Source organism: Pseudochrobactrum lubricantis (assembly GCF_041929865.1).
GTDB lineage: Bacteria > Pseudomonadota > Alphaproteobacteria > Rhizobiales > Rhizobiaceae > Pseudochrobactrum > Pseudochrobactrum saccharolyticum.
In genome coordinates, this window is sequence record NZ_JBHEEE010000005.1 from 1 (window position 1) to 24,341 (window position 24,341).

Below are 24,341 nucleotides of genomic sequence, written 5' to 3' on the forward strand. Positions count from 1 at the left end.
CGGAATGGGGGCTGTCGTCAGCGCCTGTCGCATTTCTATTTTGCTGGGAACGTCGCAACTTTAACTTGCTAAAACAAAAGCAGAAGTAAGTTACCAACAATTTTATGGAGGCGTGTTTCCACGCACCTCCAATTATTACCATTTAAGGTTATACGAAAAGCGGTACAGCCTGCGATCATGCTGTGCCGCTTTTCTCATTGACCTGAACTTCAGCTTTAATTTTAGACTGTTCACGGGCAAGTGTCATACGCCGCACCAGAACGTAGAAGACCGGTGTCAGCACCAGCCCAAACAACGTCACTCCGAGCATACCGGCAAAAACAGCAATACCCATGACATGACGCATTTCTGCTCCCGCCCCTGTTGCCAGCATCAGAGGAACAACACCGGCAATAAAGGCAAGTGAGGTCATCAGAATCGGCCGCAAACGCAGTCTTGCCGCTTCCAGAACCGCATTAAGCGGATCAACACCTTCATCCTCTTTGGCTCTGGCAAATTCCACAATCAGAATGGCATTTTTAGCGGCAAGCCCCACCAGAACAACAAAGCCGATCTGGGTGAAAATATTGTTATCTCCGCCTGTGAGCCAGACACCGGCAATCGCTGACAACAATGCCATCGGCGCAATCAGCAGAACCGAAAAAGGCAACGACCAGCTGTTATATTGTGCCGCAAGAATGAGAAAAGCGAGCAATACAGACAGCGGGAAAACATACATGGCTGCATTGCCTGCCTGTTTTTCCTGATAGGCAAGTTCCGTCCATTCAAAAGCCATACCGGCTGGCATTGTTTCCAGAGCTATGCGCTCTATTGCTGCCGTTGCCTGCCCGAAAGAATAGCCGGGCGCTGGACTGCCGCTGATATCCGCTGAAGGGAAACCGTTATAATGCATGATACGATCCGGTCCCGAACTATCCTTCACTGTCAGCAGAGCTGAGAGCGGGATCATATCTCCGGCGGCATTACGCACCTTCAGGCGTCCGATATCCTGCGGCTGCATACGAAAGGGAGCATCGGCCTGCACCATCACACGATAGGTACGCCCAAAACGGTTGAAATCATTGGCATAGAGCGAGCCGAGATAGACCTGCAATGTTTCAAATATTGTATTGAGCGGCACGCCTTGTATTTTCGCTTTGACACGATCGATATCAACCTGCACCTGCGGCGCATTCACCTGAAAACTGGCCAGCATACCTGCCAGTTCCGGTGTTTGCATCGCCTTAGCCATGATCTCACCCTGCGTTTTTGCTAATGCCTCAAAACCAAGTCCGGCGCGATCTTCAAGCTGAATTTTAAAACCACCGGTAGAACCGAGTCCCGGCACAGGCGGCGGCGGGAAAATACCCGCGAAACCATCGGGTATCTGACTGAATTTACCCATCAAACGGCCTGCAATCGCAAAAGCAGATAATGACGGATCTTTCCGTTCGTCAAAAGGTTTGAGCATTGTAAACATCACAGCAGCATTCGGAATATTGACCATGCCATTTACCGAAAGCCCCGGAAAGGCAACAACACTTTCTACGCCCGGTTCGGCCAGAGCGATTTCGGACATAGTTTTGACCATAGCCTCCGTGCGATCAAGCGAAGCGCCGCTTGGCAATTGGGCAATACCAACCAGATAATATTTATCCTGTGCGGGCACGAAACCAATCGGCACAGTCTGAAAACCAAGCCATGTCGTGCCAACCAAAGCAGCATAAACCAGCAGGACAAGACCGCTCAGGCGAATGGCACGGCGCACCGACCAGACATAGGCATTGGAAGCACGGTCAAAGAACAGATTGAAGCGCCGGAAAAACCAGCCAAACAGCCGGTCAATGATAATAGTAAGCCTGTCGCGTTTTACTTCCCCATGATGAGGCTTCAGCAATACGCCTGCCAGCGCCGGAGACAAGGTCAAAGAATTAATTGCGGACAGAATGGTTGAAATGGCAATTGTCAGGGCGAATTGCCGGTAGAATTCCCCCTGTAATCCGGTGAGGAAGGCGGAAGGAATAAACACTGCCGACAACACCGAGGTAATGGCGATAATCGGCCCCGTCACTTCATCCATAGCCTTACGCGCGGCTTCTTTAGGTGTCTCTCCCAATGCGATATGGCGCTCTGCATTTTCCACAACCACAATCGCATCATCGACCACGATACCGATAGAAAGCACCAGCCCGAACAGCGACAATGTATTCAGCGAGAAGCCGAACAGATACATCAGGGCGAATGTGCCAACCAGTGACACCGGCACGGCAACAAGCGGAATAATCGAAGCGCGCCATGTTTGCAAAAACAGCACGACGACAAGAACCACCAGTACGATAGCTTCCAGCAATGTCATCACCACGGCTTCCAGAGAGGCCTTAACGAAGACTGTCGGATCATAGGCGATACGATATTCTATACCTTCCGGAAAATCTTTCTCCAGAACATTCATTGCATCGCGGATAGCTGCTGATACATCCAGTGCATTCGCGCCCGGACTTTGAATAATCTGAATTGCCAGTGCCGGTTTACCGTCCAAAAGACTGCGCAGCGCATAAGCATCCGCACCAAGTTCGATACGGGCAACATCCCGCAGGCGGGTTACCTGTCCCTCAGAACCGGTTTTAACAACAATATCGCCGAACTGCTCTTCATTCGACAACCTGCCAAGTATGTTAACTGTTACCTGAAATGCGGAAGACGCATCCGGTTGCTGCCCGACCGAGCCGGCAGCGACCTGCACATTCTGTTCCTGAATGGATGCAATCACATCCGATGCAGTCAGACCACGTGCCGCAACCTTATTCGGATCAAGCCAGACCCGCATCGAATATTCACCGGCGCCCCAAACCAGTACATCACCAACTCCCGGCACGCGCGCCAGCTGATCACGCACCTGCAAAAGCGCATAATTGGACAAATACAGTGGATCATAACGCCCATCCGGTGACACAAGATGCACAACCATCAGAATATCCGGTGAGGTTTTTTGCGTCACCACGCCGATACGCTGCACTTCCTGCGGCAAGCGCGGCAGCACACGGGAGACACGGTTTTGCACCTGAATTTGCGCCATATCAGGATCAGTGCCCTGCTGAAACGCAATTGTCAGCGTCATACGCCCGTCGGTTGCCGCCTGTGAGCCCATATAGAGCATGTTTTCGACGCCGTTAATCGCCTGTTCCAATGGCGCGGCGACGGTTTCAGCAATCACTTCCGGATTGGCTCCCGGATAGCTGGCTGTGACCTGTATAGTCGGCGGTGTGACCTGAGGATATTCACTCAGCGGCAGTTTCAGCAGGGTCAGGCCGCCTGCAATCAGCATCAGGACAGAAAGCACGACTGCAAAAATCGGGCGGTCAACAAAAAAGCGCGGGATATTCATCGACGCGCCTCCTGTTGAGAAGCTTCTGCCTGAGCGCTGTCAGAAACCCGCTCCGGCACCATTGAAATCATCTGTGGCGTGACCTGCATGCCGGGGCCAACAAGCCCCTTCACAATGATCTTTTCACCCACTTGAAGACCGGAAGAAATAACGCGCAAACCATCGACTATCGTCCCGATTTCCACCGGACGAAATTCGGCTTTATTGTCCTCACCTAAAACCAGCACATAACGACGCCCCTGATCTGTGCCGATGGCCTGATCATCAATCAGAACTGTTTGCAGCGGCTCTGAGGTCGCCAGTTTTATGCGTGCAAAAAGTCCGGGGGCCAGTATGCCTTCAGGATTTTCAACGACAGCACGGGCACGAATGGTGCCGGTACTTCTGTCGATACGATTACTGATAAAATCCAGAGCTCCGTTATAGGTGAACTCCTTATCCGTCATCAGTGCGATCTGCACCGGCAATGCGGTGTTAGCTTTGCCATGTTCCTGAGCCCAGGCACGCGCGACAAAGCTGAGATAAGTCACCTCATCAATGTCGAAATATACATAGAGCGGATCGGTGCTGACGATAGTCGTAAGCAATGTCGCATTGCCAGCATTTCCCCCTGTTACCAGATTGCCTTCATGCACCAAAACGCGGTCAACGCGCCCGTCAACAGGAGCAGTCACGCGGGTAAAGGACAGATCAAGCTCGGCAGCGGCAACCGCCGCTTTAGCGATAGCAAGCTGAGCCTGACGCTGACTGCGTGCCGCCTGAGCATCGTCAAAAGTCTTTCGGGAGACTGTGCCGTTTGGCGCAAGACTGGCCGTGCGCTTGAAATTGGTTTCAGCATGCTTCAGCAAAACTTCCGCCTGCTGCAACTCCGCCTTGGCGGCATCAAGAACGACCTGAAACGGTCTGGCATCAATCTCAAACAGAGCTTGCCCCGATTGTACAAGCTCTCCCTCCGGGACACTTACTGTTTCAATTGCACCACCAACACGCGGGCGCAGTTCCACCAGCTTGCTTGCCTCCAGATGGCCGGTGAATTCTGTAGACAGAGCAAGCTTGCGCGTTACAACCTCTGCTACAGGCACCTGCGGTGCAGGCATTTCTCCCGATTGCGCGGCAGCATAAGGAAGTGCGGCCGACGAAAGAAATGTGAGGAAACGGCTGACATACAGCTCTGCTTTATCGGGATAAAATAATGCCCCGCCGATAATAACGACACCGGTCAAGTACAGTGCCGTGATTTTCTTTTTCATTTCAGTCTACCTTCATAAAGGCATCTTCAGGAGATGCCACGTTCAATTTTTATGAAGGTGGTGTTTCCAACGCTGGAAAGGTCAAGAGCCTTAAAAGCAGAACAAAGAATTTCTGTCTTGCTCCGATAAACATGCCTCCCCGCTTTGTAACGTTTCGTTTTTCGGCCGGAAACAGCTCTTGACCTTACAAGCGCTGGAAGCCGCATCGTGCCTGCAATGTTGTTCTGTCAGCACAATTCAGTCGCTGTTTTCAGAAGAACTTTTCCCAATACAGAGAAAGGCAAAAAGATGAATGCCGGTACACCGCAACTCCTCATCTATACAACTCCGACCTGCCCCGATTGCCATGCGCTCAAACGCTGGCTCGCCCAGCAAAAGATTGCCTATGAGGAACGTGATCTCACCGATCCGCTGATCGCAGAAGAAGCCAAAACACGTACCGGTGTGCGTGTTACGCCGATCAGCATTGTCGGCGATCAGGTTTTTTACGGCACATTTTTGAGCCAGCAACCCGGTTTGATGAAGGCACTAGGTTTGTCAGAGGCACAGCTGAAAACATCAGAGGCGCAGCCATGACCTCAAAACGCATTGATATCCGTCAGGCCCGCAGCAGTATTACCTGTGCTGACGGGCAAACTCTGCTAGAGGCAGCTCTTGCAGCAGGTATTTCCTATCCTCACGGTTGCAAATCCGGCCGCTGCGGCTCGTGCAAATCCCGCCTCATAGAGGGGGACGTAGAAATACTTCAGCATTCCCGTTTTGCCCTGTCTGATGAGGAGAAAGCCGAAGGATTAATTCTCGCATGCCGCTCGGTGCCGCTGACAGATATAACTGTCGCGTGGCTGGGCGCAGAGCATGAAGAACTGCAACCTGCGCAGCAGCTAAAAGGTATTGTTACCCGTATTGAAGATCTCACCCATGATATCAAACTGGTGCAAGTCACGCCTGAAAATGGTTTGCCGCTGCATTTTTCGGCGGGACAATATGCTGAACTCAGCTTTAACGGTGTACCTTCCCGCAGCTATTCCATGGCAAACCGCTCCGGTGAGAAACACCTTGAATTTCACATCCGCCATGTTCCCGCAGGCATTACATCCGGCTATGTACATCAGACATTAAAAACCGGTGATCCCATAAAGATGGAGGTCGCTTTAGGGGCTTCGTTCCTGCGGCAGTATCATAGTGACCCGATCCTGTGTATTGCCGGAGGCTCAGGGCTGGCACCGATCAAATCTATTGTAGAAACCGCTCTTGCCCATGGTATGAAACAGAGGATTCATGTCTATTTCGGCGCACGCTCCGAACGTGATCTTTATCTCACGGAGCATTTCCGCAGCCTGATAGAAAAGCACCCGAACCTGTCTTTTACGCCGGTCTTATCAGAGGCACGCTCTGAACATTACCGGAGCGGTTTTGTGACCCGCGCGGTTGCACAGGACATTTCTGATTTCAGCGGCTGGAAAGCTTATGTCGCGGGGCCACCATTGATGGTGGATGCAGCAATGGCTGTTACTTTTGCCCGCGGATTACAAAAAGAAGATATGCATGCTGATATATTCTTCACGCCGGAAACATTACCAATCGCGGCTGTAGCCGAATAAAATACAGTAAAACCCGCTGCGAAATAATCGCAGCGGGTTCTTCATGATGCGGATATAGCGAATCCTCAACACATTGCCAGCTGATTGTCACGGTACCGGTGTCGGCTCAGAAGACGCCTCTTCTGTCCGCATTGCATGATCCGGCATTGTCATACCCTGCATGGAATGCCCTTGCATTCCGCCTTTCATTTCCAGCCGGTTTTGTACAAATACCAGCCCGACACTCACAGCAAGTGCGCCTGTAATAAGAATGAGGCTCAGCTTGTTCATAATCATTCCCCTGTTTAGTTCACAGCTGCGGGATAACCTGCCTCTTCGAGAACTTTTTGCAGTGCATCAGAACTGACTGCAGTTTCAATTCTTACCAGCCGTGTTGCCGGATCGGTTTCAATCTTCGCATTGGCATCCACCGACTGAATGGCTTTGGTCACAGATTTAGCACAGCCGCCGCAGGTCATATTTTCGATCTTCAGTTCCATGAGACTTCTCCTTTATTTGGCTCTCATGACATCAAGATGGGGTTTCCAACCATGGAAAGGTCAAGGGTGAAAACAAAGAAATTTTTGCTCTTGACCTTCCAATTGTTGGAAGCCTCATGCTCGCACCGAATTTAAATTTTCGGAAAGAAAAGGAGGCGGCTATGAATGCCCCCGTTCGAGCAAAAGACTTATCTGAAACTGTGTCCCTCCCTGTTGAAGGAATGACCTGCGCATCCTGCGTCGGCAGTATTGAACGCGCACTCAAAGCAGTGCCGGGTGTTGAAACCGTGTCCGTGAATCTGGCAACAGAGCGCGCGAATATCACAACCGATTCAACTGTCCCTCGGGTGAGATTAATCGAAGCCATCGAAAAGGCAGGTTATTCTGTGCCTGCGCAAATGTCTGCGGCAACCGGCCCTGTAGAACTCTCCGTTGAAGGCATGACCTGCGCATCCTGTGTCGGCCGTGTTGAACGTGCATTGAAAGCTATTTCAGGCGTTACAAATGCTGTGGTCAATCTGGCAACAGAACGCGCAACTATTCACGGAACAGCGAATACCGCAGACCTGATCGCCGCAATTGCTGATGCCGGTTATGAGGCCAAGCTGATTGCAGGCTCCGGCAGTAAAAGCAGCAATGAGGATGATGCACGGGCAGAGAGAAAAGAAACCGAACGGCGTGAGCTGACCCGCGATTTCACTATAGCCGCGGTTCTGACGCTTCCTGTTTTCCTGATGGAAATGGGATCGCATATTATTCCGGGTGTACATGGGCTGATTGAATCAACCATCGGCATGCAGTGGAATTGGTATATCCAGTTTGCTCTGACGACTTTGGTGCTCTTCATTCCGGGTATCCGGTTTTATGAAAAAGGACTTCCGGCGCTTATGCGTTTTGCACCGGATATGAACTCGCTGGTGGCTGTCGGCACGCTTGCAGCTTACGGCTATTCGCTGGTTGCGACCTTTGCGCCTGGCCTTCTGCCTGCCGGTACCATCAATGTCTATTATGAAGCGGCAGCCGTTATTGTAACGCTGATCCTGCTCGGCCGGTTGCTGGAAGCCCGCGCTAAAGGACGCACTTCCGAGGCGATCAAGCGTCTGGCCGGTCTTCAGGCAAAAACCGCACGGGTGCGCAGAAATGGTCAGGCCGTCGACCTGCCGATTGATGATGTTTTGTCCGGTGATATTGTTGAAGTCCGCCCGGGTGAGCGTCTGCCGGTCGATGGCGAAGTCATCGAAGGTACCAGCTATGTCGACGAATCCATGATCACCGGCGAGCCGATCCCTGTGGCAAAATCCGTTGGCAGTGAGATCGTCGGCGGCACCGTCAATCAGAAAGGGGCCTTTGCCTATCGTGCCACGGCTGTCGGTGGCAACACTGTCCTGTCCCAGATCATCCGTATGGTCGAAGAGGCTCAGGGTTCCAAACTGCCAATTCAGGCACTGGTCGACAAAGTGACCATGTGGTTTGTACCGGCTGTCTTTGCAGTGGCCGCTCTGACATTTGCTGCATGGCTCATTCTTGGTCCGTCACCGGCTTTGACTTTCGCATTGGTGAATGCCGTTGCCGTTCTGATTATCGCCTGCCCGTGTGCCATGGGTCTGGCAACACCAACCTCAATCATGGTCGGCACCGGTCGCGGTGCGGAACTCGGTGTCCTTTTCCGCAAAGGTGAAGCGCTGCAATTGCTCAAAGATGCCAAGGTTGTTGCTCTCGATAAAACAGGCACGCTGACTGAAGGCAAACCTGCTCTGACAGATCTGGAACTGGCAAATGGCTTCGATCGCGCCAATGTACTGGCACTTGTTGCAGCAGTAGAGGCAAAATCGGAACATCCGATTGCCCGTGCCATTGTTGATGCGGCAGCAAATGAAGGGCTTTCATTGTCACCCGTATCCGATTTTGAATCGGTAACAGGTTTCGGTGTCAAAGCGGTAGTCGATAGCAAACGCATTGAGATTGGTGCAGACCGTTATATGACCGAGCTCGGCCATGATGTAGCTGCTTTTGCCAAAATCGCGGAACGGCTGGGCAATGAAGGAAAGTCCCCGCTTTATGCGGCAATCGACGGCAAGCTGGCAGCCATCATTGCTGTTGCCGACCCGATCAAGGAAACCACACCTGCGGCCATTAAAGCCATGCATAATCTCGGCCTCAAAGTGGCAATGATTACCGGTGACAATGCCCGCACAGCCAAAGCGATTGCAGCACGTCTGGGCATTGATGAAGTGGTGGCGGAAGTACTGCCAGATGGCAAAGTTGAAGCTATCCGCCGCCTGAAGGCTCAATATGGTCAGACTGCATTCGTTGGCGATGGCATTAATGATGCGCCGGCACTGGCCGAGGCGGATGTGGGTCTGGCCATCGGCACAGGAACAGATATCGCCATTGAAGCGGCAGATGTTGTGCTGATGTCCGGCAGTTTGCAGGGCGTGCCGAATGCAATTGCCTTGTCAAAAGCAACCATCGGCAATATCCGGCAAAACCTGTTCTGGGCATTTATCTATAATGCTGCTCTGGTTCCGGTTGCAGCCGGTTTGCTTTATCCGGCTTATGGCATTCTGTTGTCTCCGGTTTTCGCCGCCGGTGCGATGGCGCTGTCCAGTGTGTTTGTGCTGGGTAATGCCCTGCGCTTGCGTTCATTCAAAATCGCCAGCTGACAAAGTCTTGCAGCCGGTCTTTTAATGCGGACCGGCTGCACATTCTTGGAAGGAGAACCTCGATGAATATTGGTCAGGCAGCAAAAGCTTCCGGCGTATCAGCCAAAATGATCCACTATTATGAGCAAATCGGACTTGTGCCGGTCGCTGACCGTACATCCGCAGGCTATCGTGATTATTCTAATACCGATGTGCATATGCTCCGCTTCATCCGGCGGGCACGCGATCTGGGATTTTCCGTTGCCGAAATCAGCGACCTTCTCAGCCTGTGGCGGGATGATTCACGCAAAAGCGCAGAAGTCAAACAAATGGCACAAGGCCATATCAACGAACTGGCCATCAAAATCAAAGCACTGCAGGATATGTCCAACACACTGACAATGCTGGTCAATGCCTGTCAGGGGGATCACCGGCCGCATTGCCCGATCCTGAAACGCCTTGAAACCGATCCGGAAGACGAAGATCTGTCTATCTATCCGCGCCGCGGTGCTGTGGATCGCCGGTTACAATGAAATAAAGCAACTTTAAAATAGTAGCTTAATTGGCCGGAACAGAATGACCTCATCACCATAATCCGATGAATCACGTCATGCTATAATTCAGCAATACGCAGCATATTTGTGCTGCCCGGTATGCCAAAAGGCACGCCTGCAGAAATGATAATACTATCTCCCTGCCCGCCGAACCCTTCTGCTTCCACAATGGCACAAGCACGTTTCACAGTTTCATCTATATCTGCGGTGTCATCCGTGGTGACACAATAAAGACCCCAGACCAGAGACAGCCGTCGCGCGGTTTGCACAACAGGCGAAAGAGCAATAATCGGCACCGGAGGGCGCTCCCGCGCGGCACGTAGACCTGTCGTACCCGACGAGGTGTAACAAACAATGGCAGCAAGCCCTAACGTGACTGCGATCTGGTGTGCCGCCAGAGAAATTGCATCAGCACCGGTTGCCTCAGGAGCTGCGCCCTGCTTGTTGATAATACCTGTATAAAGCGGATCAAGCTCCACATTGCGGGCGATTGACGCCATTGTTGCCACAGCCTCAACCGGATAATCACCTGAAGCGGATTCTGCCGAAAGCATGATGGCGTCTGCGCCTTCGAAAACCGCAGTTGCCACATCCGAAACTTCTGCACGTGTTGGCACCGGAGCGCTAATCATAGATTCCAGCATTTGCGTGGCAATCACCACGGGTTTGCCTGCACGTCTGCATGCCCGTGTCAGTTGTTTTTGCAATCCGGGAACAGATTCAAGCGGCATTTCCACGCCCAAATCTCCGCGGGCCACCATCAGTGCATCCGAAAGCCTGATAATCTCGTCAATATGATCCAGAGCCTGAGGCTTCTCGATCTTGGACATCAGTCCTACGCGATCACCGGCAATCTTACGCACTTCAAGCAAGTCTTCCGGCCTCTGCACGAAAGACAAAGCAACCCAGTCAATTTCGCCGGTTGCAAGTAGCGCATCAAGATCTGCCCGATCTTTGTCGGTCAAAACACCCACGGCCAATAATGTATCAGGCAGGCTGACACCCTTGCGGTCAGAGATTTTTGTACCGGCTACAACAGTGGTGGTCATGCTCTCATTGTCAGCTTTTTCCACGCGCAGATGCAGTTTTCCATCATCGATCAGCAGGCGGTGCCCCGCCTTCACTGCTGCAAATATCTCCGGATGCGGAAGAAAAACACGACTGTTGTCACCCGGCTCATCCCTGTTATCCAACGTAAAACTCTGCCCGACTCTCAGTTCCACGGTGCCTTGTGCAAATCTGCCAATACGCAGTTTTGGCCCCTGTAAATCAGCAAGAATGCCGATAGGACGGCCACTTTGTAATTCAACAGCGCGAATATGCCGGATTAATTGGCGCATCATGTCATGGCTGGCATGACTCATATTGATCCGGAACAGATCTGCGCCTGCCGCGTGCAACTGCCGGATAATATGCTCTTCGGAAGAAGCCGGTCCCAGTGTCGCGAGTATCTTAACTTTTTTATATTGTTTCATTTGTCGGATTAATCCTGCACTGCAATGTCATCAGAACATGATGGCAATCAATCAAAGGCGCACTGTTGTTCCCGCGCCCTCGCAACCCATAGCCCGTAGAATACCAGCCGGAATTTCCAGCATGGTTTCACGGCCGGAAGAGAGCAAAAATGATGCCGTCTGCGGTTCGCTATAGGCAAGCATCACTTCAGAAGATGCTTTTGTATAAATACCGCGCAGCGCCCGCAGGCATCCGCTATGTGTTACCACAACATGTGTTGTCTGCTTTTCCAGCGTTGTCAGCCATGTCTGCATCCGTTGTTTCAGATCATTGCGGCTTTCCCCCTCCGGCATCGTATAATCCCAAGGATCAGTTTGCTGTGCCCGATATTGATCAGACAAATCCCGTTTGATTTCATCGGATGTTTGTCCCTCCCACACACCGAATGACCGCTCCATAAGAAGCGGAGCCTGCGTGAATTTCTCAAAAGGAACAGTCCAGATACCGGCAAGGATGGATGCAGTTTGCAAAGCACGGGGCAGCGGGCTGCTCCAGAATTTCAAACTTTGATGAGCAGCGATTGTATCGGCCAAACGCACACCGACAGCCTTTGCCTGCCGCACACCATTATTCGTTAAAGGCGTGTCTTTCCGGCCCTGCAATCTTCCGGCAACATTCCACTGGGTTTCACCATGACGGATGACTATCAGATCAGGTAATTCATTCATAACATACTCAATTAATAGCTGGGACTATGTGATATAATGTTTTTAGAAGAGCATCCGCCGATGGATTCACCGGCGGATGCTGCCTACTACTCTGTCAGCCAGAGTGCTGCGGAAGGCTGCAAGCCAAGCACTGTCGCTGTTCCCGGTTCCAGCAATGTGTCACCGGTATAAAACGGCACATCAATCAGCACCGTCGCAGTGCCAACCTGAACACCATAGCGGATGATTGCACCGAGGAATTCACGATGCGCGATGGTGCCTTCAAGCGCAACCGCACCCTCTTCTGTATGACCGATGGTTGCATATTGCGGGCGGAATACCAGTTTAGCCCCTTGCGCAACCTTCGTACCCTCTGGGACAGGAATAGACCCCGCCCCTTCCACCACAAAAACGCGACCGTCCGGTGTATCCTCGACATGACCGTCGAGAATATTGGCAGTTCCGAGAAAGCTGGCGACAAACAGATTAGCTGGTTTTTCATACAGGCTCATCGGCGTTCCGACCTGCTGGATACGCCCCTCATTGAAGACTGCGATACGATCACAAACCGTATTGGCTTCTTCCTGATCGTGGGTCACAAAAATGGTCGTCAGTTTCAGACGTTGCTGCAAATCGCGCAATTCACGGCGAACCTCGACACGCATTTTCGCATCCAGATTTGACAGCGGTTCATCGAGAAGCAGAACTTTAGGCTCGATGGCAATTGTGCGGGCGAGCGCCACACGTTGCTGCTGTCCACCGGAAAGCTGGGCAGGACGACGATCCGCAAGATGGGTCAGCCCCACCAGTTCCAGTGCTGCCTTCACCCGCTTATCAACTTCTTTGCGCGGCAGTTTGCGCTCTTCCAGACCAAAGGCAACATTGCGAGCAACGGTCATATGCGGCCATAGCGCATAAGACTGGAACACCATGCCAACGTCACGCTTCCACGGTGGCATATCAAGCACATCCGCACCGCCGATTTCCACCTTGCCCTGTTGCGCAACATTAAATCCGGCGATCAGGCGCAACAATGTTGTTTTCCCGCAACCGGACGGCCCCAAAAAGGCGAAGAATTCGCCGGGTTTAATATCCAGACAAATATCCTTCAACACATGAACCGCACCATAAGACAGGTTCACATCGCGGATACTGATTGCTTTTGCCGGTGTTGTCGGCAAGGCGGCGCTGTTTGTATCTAATGTCATATTTTTTCTCCCCAATCTTACTTGGCCGCCCCAAGCGTCTTTTGCCGGCGTTCAATAACGTAATGTGATAAAAACGTGCAAAGCCCGACCAGTATCACTGCGATAACCCCGAGTGCGGCACCCGGCCCGCGTCCGGCGGGTGATTGCATGAAGACATAAAGCCCATAGGCAATCGGCGCGTCAGAATTGCTTTGGATGAGCATCAGTGTTGCAGAAAGCTCGACCGCCGCCGTTGCAAAACTGGTGACAAATCCGGCAAGCAGACCGCCTGTCATCAATGGCAATACAATACGGCGGATTGTTCTCTGCTTTGTTGCCCCAAGATTTTCCGCGGCTTCTTCAAGCGAGATAGACACCTGCTGAAGTGCAGCATAGCAAGCCCGCAGTGCATAAGGCAGGCGACGGATAGCAAGTGCCAGCACCAGCATAACCCAAAGCGTTGCCAGCGGTGTGCCGTCCGGCAGCGGGATATTGTAGAAAGTGCGCAGGTAACCAATACCAAGCACAACACCGGGAATGGCAAGTGCCGAGGTTGCTGCCCAATCCAGCCAGCGACGCCCGATCAGCTTTGTACGCAACACGAGATAGGCAATGGCACTGCCCACGATGACATCAATCAAACCGGCAAGGCTGACATAGATCAGCGTGTTTTTAATATAGAGAGAGCTTTCACCGAACACGCGGGTGTAATGCGCCACTGTATAACCGTCCGGCAGCGGGCTGTATGACCAGACCGTAGCAAAAGACAGTAACAGCAATCCGATATGCGGTGAGAGAACCAGCAGCAGGATGAAACCGACCGTGGCATAGGCAATGAAACTTTCGCGTCTGGTGAGCTTGCGCTTTGTCAGCCCGCCGCCGCCGCGTTGTACCGTGGAATAATCTTTGCCGCGCATGGCTACTGCGGACAGCCACATGGCAAAAATAGACACAACAATCAGAATAACCGCGATCACATAACCCATCGGATCAGTCAGACCGACCGAAGTCACGCGTAGATAAGCCTGCGGTGCCAGCATATCCTTGACATTGAGAAGCAACGGTGTCGCCAGATCATCAAAAACTTTGACGAAAACAAGCGAGGCACCGGCAAGATAACCCGGCATTGCCAGCGGGAAAACAATACGCCGGAACAGGCGGAAACCCGACGAGCCAAGATTTTGCGCGGCTTCTTCCATCGAGCGGTCGATATTACGCAGGCTCGCGGAAAGATTGATGAGAATGAATGGGAAATAATGCAGCGACTGCACAAAAATAACGCCGTTCAACCCCTCCATGAAGGGAATACGGAAGCCGAACCAGTCATTCAGCAGGAGATTGACCGTACCATTGCGGCCAAACAGCAGCTGCATCGCCACCGCGCCCACAAAGGGTGGCATGATGAGCGGGATGAAGCCGAGGGTCTGTATAATCATTGACCCGCGAAAATCAAAGCGGGTGGTCAGAACGGCCAGCGGCAATGCAATGACCGTCGCCCAGACAACCGACATGCCTGCAACATAGACCGAATTGAAGAATGAGCGACGGAACAGCTCGGTGTTAAAAAAATCAATAAAATTGATGGCTGTAAGTGCGCCGGTGCCCTTTTCCGTAAACGCCGTATAGATAACCGTTCCGGTGGGAATGAGCAGGAAAACGGCAAGAAACAGGGCAATAATCAGCGCTGTTACGATCTGGCCGGGGCTGGCCGAGATGCGTTTTCTTGGAATGGATAATGTGAAAGCCATTGCGGCAGTCTCCGGTATGAAGTCGGCTGTTCCGGCAAGCCACAGGGCGCCAGAGCAAACGAAAGCGGATAATCGGATGGAGCCGCCTGCTTACGCAGGCGGTCTGTCATGCGCCGGAGCATCGCACGGTCAAACCGGACAGTCTGACCGTGAGAAGCTCAGACTTTAGTTGACAAGCGCAAGTGCCTCTTCAGCCTTTGCTTTTGCGGCTGAATATTTTTCCTTGGCAAAAGCAGCCCATTGCTGTTCAAGCTCGGCCTGACGGGCTGTCTTTTCTTTGCCACCGGAAAACGCATCACGAAGCTGCTGGCTAACGGCCTCATCAGCACTGACCGGCATAGCGGCAACCAATGCACGGGCTTCATTCACGAGCGCGCGTGCCGGTGCCTGTTCATTGGCAGCAAGCGCTTTTTCTGCTGCGTGAATGGCGCGTGTTGCGGCTTTCAGATTATCAAGCTGAAACGAAATCAGCTGATCATATAATGCATCAACAGCATCGGTACGGTTCTTGGAAGTTTCAGAGTCAAAGACAAGCATGGTCTGAAAACGGGCATCCTTGAACGGATTTGGAAATCCTTCCGGTGCATTTGCATAACTGGCCGGATTGATCGGAAGACGGCGGATTGCCGGTTCAAGCAAGACGGCCTGCCCTTTTTCTGAAAGCAAGTAATTAACAAAGGCTTCCGCGCCCGCCTGATTAGGCGCATTGGCTACAACACCAATATTGGCAGGTACAACAGTTGTTACTGACGGATAAGAGAAGCTGACCGGAAAACCGCTTGCCTGTGCCGAGAAGGCAAAGAAGTCAATGACGATGCCAATCCCTGTCTGGCCGGAATTCACCGCATCGGGAACGCCGTAAGAGCGTTCTGTTACCTGCTGGAGATTGCCGCCAATATTCTTGAGTGTTGCCCAGCCCTGATCCCAGCCCTCACCCTGCAAAATAGTTTCAATGGTCAGATGAGTGGTACCGGAACGTGACGGAGCCGCAATAGCGACATGGTCATAATATTCAGGCTTGGCCAGATCAGACCATTCGACAGGTTTTGTCAGATTGTTTGCTTCCAGATAGCGGTCATTGGACATAATGCCATAACCGGATGCCGCAAAACCGAAATAATAAGAATCCGGATCATTCACCGGATAAGAACCGACTTTGTCCGGCAAGCCTGTCACAGACGGGGTAAATTTGCTCAGCAGATTACGGCCTTTGAGCACTTCAAAAGCATCCGGTGCGGAAGCCCAGAACAGATCAACCTGATTGTTGGATTTTGTTTCATCAACATATTTTACGCCGGAGCTGGTGCTCTTGTTTTGAACATCAAGCGTGAAGCCCGGATTATTGGCTTCAAAACCGGCCTTAAACGGGTCTGTCACGTCTTTTGAGAATGACGTGACGACAGTTACTTTTCCGCCATTTTGCGCAGAAGCAGTGATAATCATAGCCGCTGACATCAGCATGGTGGCTGCAATCGATTTCAACATAGAACTCTCCTCCCTAGAGTATCGCCTGAGATCAGACGATACCTTTAAAGAAGCAAGTATTATGCCAAATTCAAAAACGCCGGAAATGCGGGCTTTCACAAACACAAATGGGTCATAAAGGTAACATGACCGGCCTGCGAGCGGGTCATAAGGGTATCATTCCTCATCTTCATTCTGTGCAGCGATGTCGAATTTGCGCATTTTCAGATAAAGTGTTTTACGGGAAATTCCCAAGGCGGTCGCCGAAGCGCCAATGCGCCCGTCATGGTTGGACAGGGTATCAAGCAGGATAGCGCGCTCCAGCCGGTCCATCTGTGCTTCCAGCGTTTGCGTTTTGTCTAAAGACAGGTCGGCCAGCGCATTATTCTCCAGCCCCAGCACATAGCGTTCCGCCACATTGCGCAATTCGCGGACATTGCCGGGCCAGCTTCGGCTATCAAGATCGGCAATAAATGTTGCATCCACACGCGGAGCTGCACGTCCCTGCCTTTTGGCGGCGAGATCAAGAAACAGCTTGAACAGTAATCCGACATCGCCTTTGCGGGCTGACAACGGCGGAATTTCAACGCGGGCTATATCAAGCCGGTACGCAAGATCTTCACGAAAACTGCCCTGCACGACCAGCTTGTGCAAATCTGTTTTACTGGCTGCAATCACCTGAATATCCACCTGGAGTTCGGTGTTTGAGCCAAGGCGCTCTATTTTGCGCTCCTGCAAAACCCGCAAAAGCCGCACCTGCGCACTCAGCGGCATGGATTCTATTTCATCGAGAAACAGTGTTCCATTATTGGCATATTCTATTTTACCGATGCGCTTTTCCCGCGCACCGGTAAAGGCGCCGGCTTCATGGCCAAAAAGTTCAGATTCCAGCATTGTTTCAGGGATTGCACCGCAATTCACGGCCACAAAACGTCCCTTTCGGTTGCTGAAATCATGCAGCGCTCGGGCAGTGACTTCCTTGCCAGTACCGGTTTTACCAATGAGCAAAATATCCGTGGCCACGCCGCAAATACGTTTCAAACGCTCGCGCAATTGTACAATCGGTGCTGAATGGCCGATCAAACGAGCTTCCCAACCGTCAACCGCCACTGCCTGCCGTAACCGGCGATTTTCAAGCAGAAGCTGACGGTGATTACGCGCACGGCGGATGGTTTCAATCAGGATCAGCGGATCGGCCGGTTTTTCCAGAAAGTCCCATGCACCATCACGCATAGCACGCAGAGCCATAGGAATATCGCCATGACCGGACATCAGCACGATCGGTATTTCCGCATCAATGGACTGCACAGCTTTGAGGAGATCGAACCCGTCATGTTCCGGCATGCGCACATCAGAAACGACAATCGCACCGCTATCAACACGCATATCACGCAGCGCAGATGCAACCGAGCTATGCGCCGCAACAATATAATCTTCAAGCTCCAGCACTTCACGGCATGCCTCAAGCACGCTGGCATCATCATCAATAAGAATAACATCCGGTTGCAAGGTCATTCCGGCCCTTTCAGCAAAACTATAAACCGCGTTCCATGCGGACCTGTATCCAGCACCGCGATGCTGGCACCGAAGTCTTTGACAATATTATAAGAAATCGAAAGGCCAAGCCCTAATCCCGATCCGACCGGCTTGGTCGTGAAAAACGGATCAAACACTGCTTTCAGATGATCGCTCTCAATCCCAGTTCCGGTATCTGCAATAATCAGATTTGCACCATTTTCAGTCGCCTCAACAGTAACGGAAACCTGCCGGACAGGCTGATCTTTGACCGCATCCAGAGCATTGGCAATGAGATTGACAATCACCTGTTCCAGACGCACCGGTTCAGCCATAACAAGCGGACAGTCCGATACCGGCAGTTCGAGTTTCAGGCGCACATCATCATCTTCAAAACGGTGCTCCAGAAGACTGAGCGCTTCACGCACACTCTTGCACAGATCAACGGCTTGCTGCTTGACATCCGGTCGCCGTGCAAAACGCCGTATATGACTGATCTGGTCGGCCATTCGTGTGGTCAGTTGACGGATCTTGTCAAAATTGACCAGAGCCTGCTCGCCTTTACCACGCGTAATCAAAGTTGAACCGCTGTGTATATGCGCACGAATTGCTGCAAGCGGCTGATTGAGTTCATGCCCGATACCCGCCGCCATTTGCCCGAGCGCTGCAAGTTTTGCCGACTGAATAAGCTCGTCGCGCGTCTGGCGGAAAAGCAACAAAGCCCCCGCCAAATCAGCAAGCTCGTCCGTGCCTTTTGCCGGTATCTCTATATCCGGTCGCCCCGCACTGATTGCATTGGCTGCTGTTGCCAGTTGCCGGATGCGGAACAGCAGGTTTTTGTGAACATAAAGCACGCCAATGGCAGTGGCCAAAACCACAGAAAGCAGAGCAATGACTGCCAGCAATTTTCTGCCGGTGCTAATCGCTGATGCTGCGCGTTCGGCCGCTGCTGCCGCACTTGCTTCGATTGCCACAACCTCCGTCTCAATATTACGGCCAAGATCACTGACGAGCTGGCCGTTCATTACGGCCAGTTCCCCGAGGCGCACAGTTTCGCGCATTTGCGAGCGCTTGCGGTTTGGCGTGCCGGTTGCCTGATCAGACTTTTGCAAAATGCGTTTGGCCAGCTGACGAACAGTTATACTGTCCGGCCAGCTATTGAGTGTTCCAAGATGGTTTGCCAGCTCATCGGCACTATCACCGAGAAAGGCATTCGCCTCCTGAATTTCTTCCGATGTTGAAGCATTGGCAAGACGGGCGATCAGACCTGTTGAAAGACTTGCCTGAGCGACAAGTGTCAGCAATGCCTCACTCTTGCGTTGCTCACTGAGCGCCGCCGCATTACGGCCATTGCGCATTTCGGTTTCAATATTAAAGCGGGTATCATCAACCAAGGGTGCGGCTTCATCGATCAGATCAGCCTGCACCCAGCGCAGTTCATCAATATCTGCATGTATTGCTTCCAGTAAGGTGAAGCGCTTGCCCGATGTCAGATCAATCTGCTGCAAGTTGCGCTCAATAGCACGCGCCAATGGCAAGATCGTATTCACCGTCGCGCTGAGGTCACTTTTTTCCAGCAAGTTTTCCAATGCCGTGAGCCGTGCAGCATAAATACGCCGCATTGCAGTATATTCGCTGCGGCTTTCAGCCCCTGCCAGTGCGGCGGTCAGTGAACCTATATCCGCACCTGCTTTAGACAGACGGGACGCAAAAGCCAGTCGCGGCATTTGCTGTTCAGCAATATGTGACAATTCACCGGACAGCCGGTAATAGGATAGCCAGCCGACAATACAGGCACCGACTGCCAGACCGACAATCACCACAAATGCAGCGCCGAGCCGTGCACCGATACCAATGCGCCATTGGGTTATTGGCTTAGCAATTCTTCTCATAAATCCTGCCATCAAATTACCGGTACCATCTCTTGTCATTGGTGACAGGAGACACTGATGAAAGCAGGGTCTCAATCATTGCCAGATTGTGTTCAACGATGCGGCGGATTTCACCGGAGAATAGCTCCTGCTCCGCTGTGCGTGCCACACTTCGCGGCCATTCTGTTTTCAGATCTTCACTCAAAATATTGGCTTCATGTGCCGACAAGGGCGGTGTGCTGAGTAACTGCCGTGCGCGCGCCAGAGTGCTCAGAGTTTCTGTATTTTCAAATTTAGCCGCTTCCAGCTCATTCACTTTCCGCCAAAGCCGGCCAAGTGTTGCTCTGCGGCGAATAATGAAATTATCAAAGATGAGATTGACCAAACCATATCTCTCGGCAGACAAATGCGGGTCAAACTCTGCCATATTCATAAGGCCGCGCCTGTCCGGTGCCGGTAACAGGTCTTTATTCAGCTTGCTTAGCACAGGAATGCGGTTAATGCCGGGATAGCGCAAGATTTTCTGCCCTTGTTCCGAAAGCAGAAAATCCACAAAACGCTCAGCATTGGTGATGTTTTTAGCACCCCGCAAAATAGCAATATTGGCTGGCGTATAGATCGCATCGGGCGGCATTATGAAAACATTATCCGTATGGGCATCGTCGAGAGGCTGCGCCAGAAAATCAATCGTAATGCCGATGCCGAAACGCTTCTGCGCCACACCGGATGCAACACCAAAACTGCGTGCTGTTACTGTTGACAAGTTGCCGCCAAGTTTGGAGAGCATCGCCCAGCCTTTGTCCCAGCCATAGGTTTGCAGAAAGACTTCCACAATCAGATGCGTGGTGCCGGAGCGCGAAGGCGAAGTAATGCCGATATGACCCGAATAGACCGGCTTTAACAAATCATTCCAATTACGCGGAACCGGCAGATTATGTTGCAGCAGATAGGACGGGCTGTACACAATGCCGTAGCCCGACAGAGCGAATCCTAGATAATATCCTTCAGGATCATTGACCGGATAGCCAAGAACATATTGCGGCGCTCCGGTCGGCCTGCTGCGGATCGGACGCAACGCATTTTTGCGCTTTAACAATTCAAAAGCATCTGCGGCGGACGCCCAGAAAATATCCGGCGTGATATCCGGTTTCTCCATGATGAAACGGTTCGCACTCGCCGTGTTTCTTTGGGCGATAGACACGCGAATCTCAGGATATTGCTTTTCAAATGCGAGGCGAAACGGCTCAAAAAACGATGGCGGATATGACGTGATAATCGATAATTCGCCCTGCTCTGAAGAACGCACAGGAACAACAGACAGCACCATAGAAAAGGCGAAAAACACCAACATATTGAGAATGTTAACGGTGCTTATTTTGACCATGTCTTCCCGTTCATACGAAACGCTCCTCCCCAGGCGCAGTCGAAGAAGTTACTATCATGGCATCAAGGATAAGTCATGTATAGGGCTGGCCTGCCTCCTGCCCTGAAATGTGAGTTTGAGCATATCCTGTCATTTTTAAAAATCAGCCGAGATAGGCGGCGGAAAAATGCACCAGCTCCTGACCGCCGATGATCTCATTGGCAGACAGCGGAATTTGCTTAATCTCCGGCACTTTGGGCTGCAGCGCATTGATTAATTTCGCCAGATGCTCATCTTCATTCTTTGCACGCTGATCGAGCAATGCGCTTTCGCCCCGCGGTGAACGACGGTTCACAATAAGACCGCCGACAGATACCTGCAAATCATGCAAACGCTGACAAAGCTCTATTGTTTCGAGAACCGGCAACCGCTCAGCGGTCAGAACAATCATGAAGGCCGTTGTTTCACTATCTGTCAGGATTTCACGCAACTTACGAAAACGATCCTGCCGTCGCATCAAAACCGCCCGCATTTCATGATCGCGGGTTGGTTCATCCTCAAAAAGGTTACTGGCAACATCATTATCGGCATCAACGGCTTTAAACTGGCCAAGCGCACGGGTGAAATTGCCCGAGCGTTCGCGGTTCTTGAGCAAGCCGTCCGTCCATGCCGCCATCAGCTCCGGCAATTCGAGAAGTCTGGTCGTATGTCCGGTTGGCGCGGTGTCAAAAATAACTGTGTCATAGTGATCAAGCCCTGTTTCCAAAGTCACGGCAATCCGCTCCAGCAATGCCGCCTCAACCATGCCCGGTGCTTCACGCGCCTGCTCCAGATGCCGTTTGACTTCCTTATGCAACCTTTCCGGCATCAGCTTCCGCAGTGAATTTTCGACTGTTTTAAGATGCTCATCGACAGTACTGCCTGGATCAAGTTCAATACCATCCAGACCGGCCATCAGCGAAACCGGCTTGGCACCAATCTCACGTTCCCACAAATGACCCAGATTATGCGCAGGATCAGTCGAAACCACCAATATGCGGCGCCCTTGCTGAGCAAGACCTGCAGCTGTTGCACTGGCCAGCGTCGTCTTACCGACCCCGCCCTTGCCACCAAAAAACAGAACCCTGCGATCTTTCAAAATATTCAGCAGCATCGGAAACCATCAAGCGGTGAGTGTTCCATACCCATTCGGACGTGCCAGTCGTGAAAACGGTCATAGAGCTCGGGCATCAGTTCCAGAGTGTAATAGGTAGCGGGATTGGGAATACCCAGACTTTCCGAAAAAACAAGCATCATGAAAAGATCGTCCTCCTCACGCCTGGCTTTTGCAAAAGTGCGCCTGTAGGGCGCAGCATAGAACTCCCCCAGACCTTGAGAGACGGCGCTGAACAGCGCCGCCAGTTTTTCTTTATTCAGCCGTCTGGACATCAGGTCAATCCGCCAGTCCGGCAGCCGCTTGTGCGCTATATTCCCTGCGCATTGTCCGGATTGCCTCCAGTGCAACAAAGAGCGCTGCACCAAGCACAACCAGTCCCAGTCCGAACAGCAGCCACTGTTTGTTCGCAAAGAATGTTCCGAGCTGTATGAAAAGCGCAAGGATCGCCATGACCAGCACAAAGGCCAGCGGGATCAGAACCGGCAGAACCGGACGCTTCATACGCAGCAACATCACTGCAACAATCGCAAGTGTCAGTCCGGCGAGCAACTGGTTTGTTGTACCGAACAACGGCCAGATCAGCATACCGCCGCTGCCGCCTGTACCGGCACCGAAGGCAAGAGCAAGACAGCTTGCAAGCGCGACCAGAGTCGCGACTGTGCCACCCTGCAATGGCTTGATATTGGTGATTTCGCCGACTTCCTGAATAACATAGCGCTGCAGACGCAGACCTGTATCCATCGTTGTTCCGGCGAACAATGCGGCCATAACAGTCAGAATGGTTGCAGCAATACCGACACCAAGCCCTGTACCTGCTGACAAGATATTTGCACCACCTTCAACAAAGGCTTTAACGCCACCGGCAGAGAACTGCGTATATACGCCCTGCCAGGCTTCATAAGATGCAAAACCAGCCGTACAGGCGATAATCGCAGCGAGCGCAAGCATGCCCTCACCGACAGCGCCGAAATAACCGACGAAACGGGCATCAGTTTCCTTGTCGAGCTGTTTGGACGATGTGCCCGACGAGACAAGCCCATGGAAACCGGAAATGGCACCGCAGGCGATGGTCACGAACAACAGTGGCACAATGCTCGGTGTTCCAGCCGGAACATCCGGATTGAATGCCGGTACCACGATCTGCGGCTGCGCAATCAGAGTTGCACCATAGAGCAGCAACAACCCGACAAAGAGCTGAAGCCCGTTAATATAATCGCGCGGCTGGAGAAGAACCCAGACCGGCAATTGCGATGCAATGCCTGCATAGATGAAGAGATAGAGAATCCACTGCACCATCGGGCTCATGCCAAGAAAGGATTCCGGCAAAGTAATCGGATAAGCCTGTCCAACAAAGATCAGCGCATAAAGCACGATCACGCCAATCACGGACGGCCACAGCAGCCCGACGCCATGACGATAAATCAGCTGCCCGATAACGATTGCCACAGCAATTGCGCCCCAGATCGGGATCACCGATGTCGGGAAATTAATCAGCAGGCCTGCAATGACCACTGCGAAAACGGCGTTGACCATCAACAGCAGCAGGAAAATAACGGTCATGAAAATGGAGCGGGCACGGGTGCCAAGAACATTCTCCGTGAGTGCACCGATTGAACGGCCGCGGTTGCGGACACTTGCCCATAGCGCACCGAAATCATGAACACCTGCAAAGAAAACAGTACCGAGCACAACCCAGATAAAGGCCGGTGCCCAACCCCAGATCACTGCAATGGCAGGACCAACGATAGGTGCCGCGCCGGCAACAGAAGTAAAATGGTGCCCCCACAGCACAAACTTGTTGGTTGGCACATAATCTACGCCATCTTTCATGGCATGAGCGGGTGTTTTATATTCCGGATCAAGTGCATAGATGCGTTCAGCAATGTATTTCGAATAAACGAAATAGCCCCCTGCAAATGCGGCAAGGCCGACAAGTATAAGTATCATCGCGCTCAAACCATTTCCTCCCATAGCAAGCCGATTTA

General features: G+C 52.1%; 19 protein-coding genes. 4 read left to right on the forward strand and 15 right to left on the reverse strand.

The annotated features are described in order from the left end of the window. Positions 1 to 175: 175 nt before the first annotated feature. Together JNC80_RS11380 and JNC80_RS11385 are read right to left on the reverse strand one after the other, a co-directional pair. The gene (locus JNC80_RS11380; protein ID WP_376710395.1) at positions 176 to 3,364 is read right to left on the reverse strand and encodes an efflux RND transporter permease subunit; all 3,189 of its coding nucleotides are present in this window, start codon (positions 3,362 to 3,364) and stop codon (positions 176 to 178) included. Continuing rightward, positions 3,361 to 4,614: an efflux RND transporter periplasmic adaptor subunit gene (locus JNC80_RS11385; RefSeq protein ID WP_376710396.1), complete on the reverse strand. Its 1,254-nt coding sequence runs from the start codon at positions 4,612 to 4,614 to the stop codon at positions 3,361 to 3,363. Before JNC80_RS11385 ends, JNC80_RS11380 begins: the two co-directional genes overlap by 4 nt. 288 nt (positions 4,615 to 4,902) lie before the next feature. On the opposite strand from JNC80_RS11385, the gene JNC80_RS11390 reads away from it, so the two are divergent. Beyond that, on the forward strand, positions 4,903 to 5,190 hold the full coding sequence (locus JNC80_RS11390; RefSeq protein WP_376710397.1) for a glutaredoxin family protein: 288 nt from the start codon (positions 4,903 to 4,905) through the stop codon (positions 5,188 to 5,190). Beyond that, entirely contained in the window at positions 5,187 to 6,215 is a 1,029-nt protein-coding gene (locus JNC80_RS11395) for a 2Fe-2S iron-sulfur cluster-binding protein (protein ID WP_376710398.1), read from the forward strand. The genes JNC80_RS11390 and JNC80_RS11395 overlap by 4 nt, the downstream gene beginning before the upstream one ends. A gap of 87 nt (positions 6,216 to 6,302) precedes the next feature. Here JNC80_RS11395 and JNC80_RS11400 read toward each other — a convergent pair whose 3' ends face one another. Together JNC80_RS11400 and JNC80_RS11405 are read right to left on the reverse strand one after the other, a co-directional pair. Further along, complete coding sequence (locus tag JNC80_RS11400; RefSeq protein WP_376710399.1) at positions 6,303 to 6,485, reverse strand: hypothetical protein; 183 nt, start codon at positions 6,483 to 6,485, stop codon at positions 6,303 to 6,305. Between the two features lie 14 nt (positions 6,486 to 6,499). Further along, complete coding sequence (locus JNC80_RS11405) at positions 6,500 to 6,694, reverse strand: heavy-metal-associated domain-containing protein (RefSeq protein WP_121992388.1); 195 nt, start codon at positions 6,692 to 6,694, stop codon at positions 6,500 to 6,502. A gap of 161 nt (positions 6,695 to 6,855) precedes the next feature. Here JNC80_RS11405 and JNC80_RS11410 point away from each other — a divergent pair, with 161 nt between their 5' ends. Together JNC80_RS11410 and cueR are read left to right on the forward strand one after the other, a co-directional pair. Further along, the gene (locus JNC80_RS11410; RefSeq protein ID WP_376710400.1) at positions 6,856 to 9,357 is read left to right on the forward strand and encodes a heavy metal translocating P-type ATPase; all 2,502 of its coding nucleotides are present in this window, start codon (positions 6,856 to 6,858) and stop codon (positions 9,355 to 9,357) included. A 62-nt stretch (positions 9,358 to 9,419) separates the two neighbouring features. Then, positions 9,420 to 9,869 (forward strand): Cu(I)-responsive transcriptional regulator, encoded by a 450-nt coding sequence (gene cueR / locus JNC80_RS11415; protein WP_376710401.1) that lies wholly within the window; start codon positions 9,420 to 9,422, stop codon positions 9,867 to 9,869. Between the two features lie 80 nt (positions 9,870 to 9,949). Here the strand turns inward: cueR and pyk are convergent, their stop codons facing one another. The 11 genes from pyk to JNC80_RS11470 all read right to left on the reverse strand — a co-directional run bounded on the left by pyk (position 9,950) and on the right by JNC80_RS11470 (position 24,303). Further along, entirely contained in the window at positions 9,950 to 11,365 is a 1,416-nt protein-coding gene (gene pyk / locus JNC80_RS11420; protein ID WP_376710402.1) for a pyruvate kinase, read from the reverse strand. Positions 11,366 to 11,416: 51 nt separating this feature from the next. Further along, on the reverse strand, positions 11,417 to 12,073 hold the full coding sequence (locus tag JNC80_RS11425) for a histidine phosphatase family protein (RefSeq protein ID WP_376710403.1): 657 nt from the start codon (positions 12,071 to 12,073) through the stop codon (positions 11,417 to 11,419). 86 nt (positions 12,074 to 12,159) lie between these two features. Beyond that, the gene (locus tag JNC80_RS11430; protein ID WP_075656697.1) at positions 12,160 to 13,260 is read right to left on the reverse strand and encodes an ABC transporter ATP-binding protein; all 1,101 of its coding nucleotides are present in this window, start codon (positions 13,258 to 13,260) and stop codon (positions 12,160 to 12,162) included. Positions 13,261 to 13,277: 17 nt separating this feature from the next. After that, a complete protein-coding gene (locus JNC80_RS11435; RefSeq protein ID WP_376710404.1) occupies positions 13,278 to 14,987 on the reverse strand; it encodes an ABC transporter permease in 1,710 nt (569 codons plus the stop codon). Between the two features lie 165 nt (positions 14,988 to 15,152). Beyond that, on the reverse strand, positions 15,153 to 16,472 hold the full coding sequence (locus JNC80_RS11440) for an ABC transporter substrate-binding protein (RefSeq protein WP_376710405.1): 1,320 nt from the start codon (positions 16,470 to 16,472) through the stop codon (positions 15,153 to 15,155). A gap of 156 nt (positions 16,473 to 16,628) precedes the next feature. Then, the gene (locus tag JNC80_RS11445; protein WP_376710406.1) at positions 16,629 to 17,966 is read right to left on the reverse strand and encodes a sigma-54-dependent transcriptional regulator; all 1,338 of its coding nucleotides are present in this window, start codon (positions 17,964 to 17,966) and stop codon (positions 16,629 to 16,631) included. Then, the gene (locus JNC80_RS11450; protein ID WP_376710407.1) at positions 17,963 to 19,858 is read right to left on the reverse strand and encodes an ATP-binding protein; all 1,896 of its coding nucleotides are present in this window, start codon (positions 19,856 to 19,858) and stop codon (positions 17,963 to 17,965) included. The genes JNC80_RS11445 and JNC80_RS11450 overlap by 4 nt, the downstream gene beginning before the upstream one ends. Before the next feature lie 16 nt (positions 19,859 to 19,874). Then, complete coding sequence (locus JNC80_RS11455; RefSeq protein ID WP_376710408.1) at positions 19,875 to 21,221, reverse strand: ABC transporter substrate-binding protein; 1,347 nt, start codon at positions 21,219 to 21,221, stop codon at positions 19,875 to 19,877. A 142-nt stretch (positions 21,222 to 21,363) separates the two neighbouring features. Further along, positions 21,364 to 22,353 carry an ArsA family ATPase gene (locus JNC80_RS11460; RefSeq protein WP_376710409.1) on the reverse strand — a complete coding sequence of 330 codons (990 nt, stop codon included), beginning with the start codon at positions 22,351 to 22,353 and terminating at the stop codon, positions 21,364 to 21,366. Then, entirely contained in the window at positions 22,344 to 22,628 is a 285-nt protein-coding gene (locus JNC80_RS11465) for a cory-CC-star protein (protein WP_022709548.1), read from the reverse strand. The genes JNC80_RS11460 and JNC80_RS11465 overlap by 10 nt, the downstream gene beginning before the upstream one ends. 4 nt (positions 22,629 to 22,632) lie before the next feature. After that, positions 22,633 to 24,303, reverse strand: a complete 1,671-nt coding sequence (locus tag JNC80_RS11470) for a carbon starvation CstA family protein (RefSeq protein ID WP_210215515.1) — start codon at positions 24,301 to 24,303, stop codon at positions 22,633 to 22,635. Positions 24,304 to 24,341: the final 38 nt, after the last annotated feature.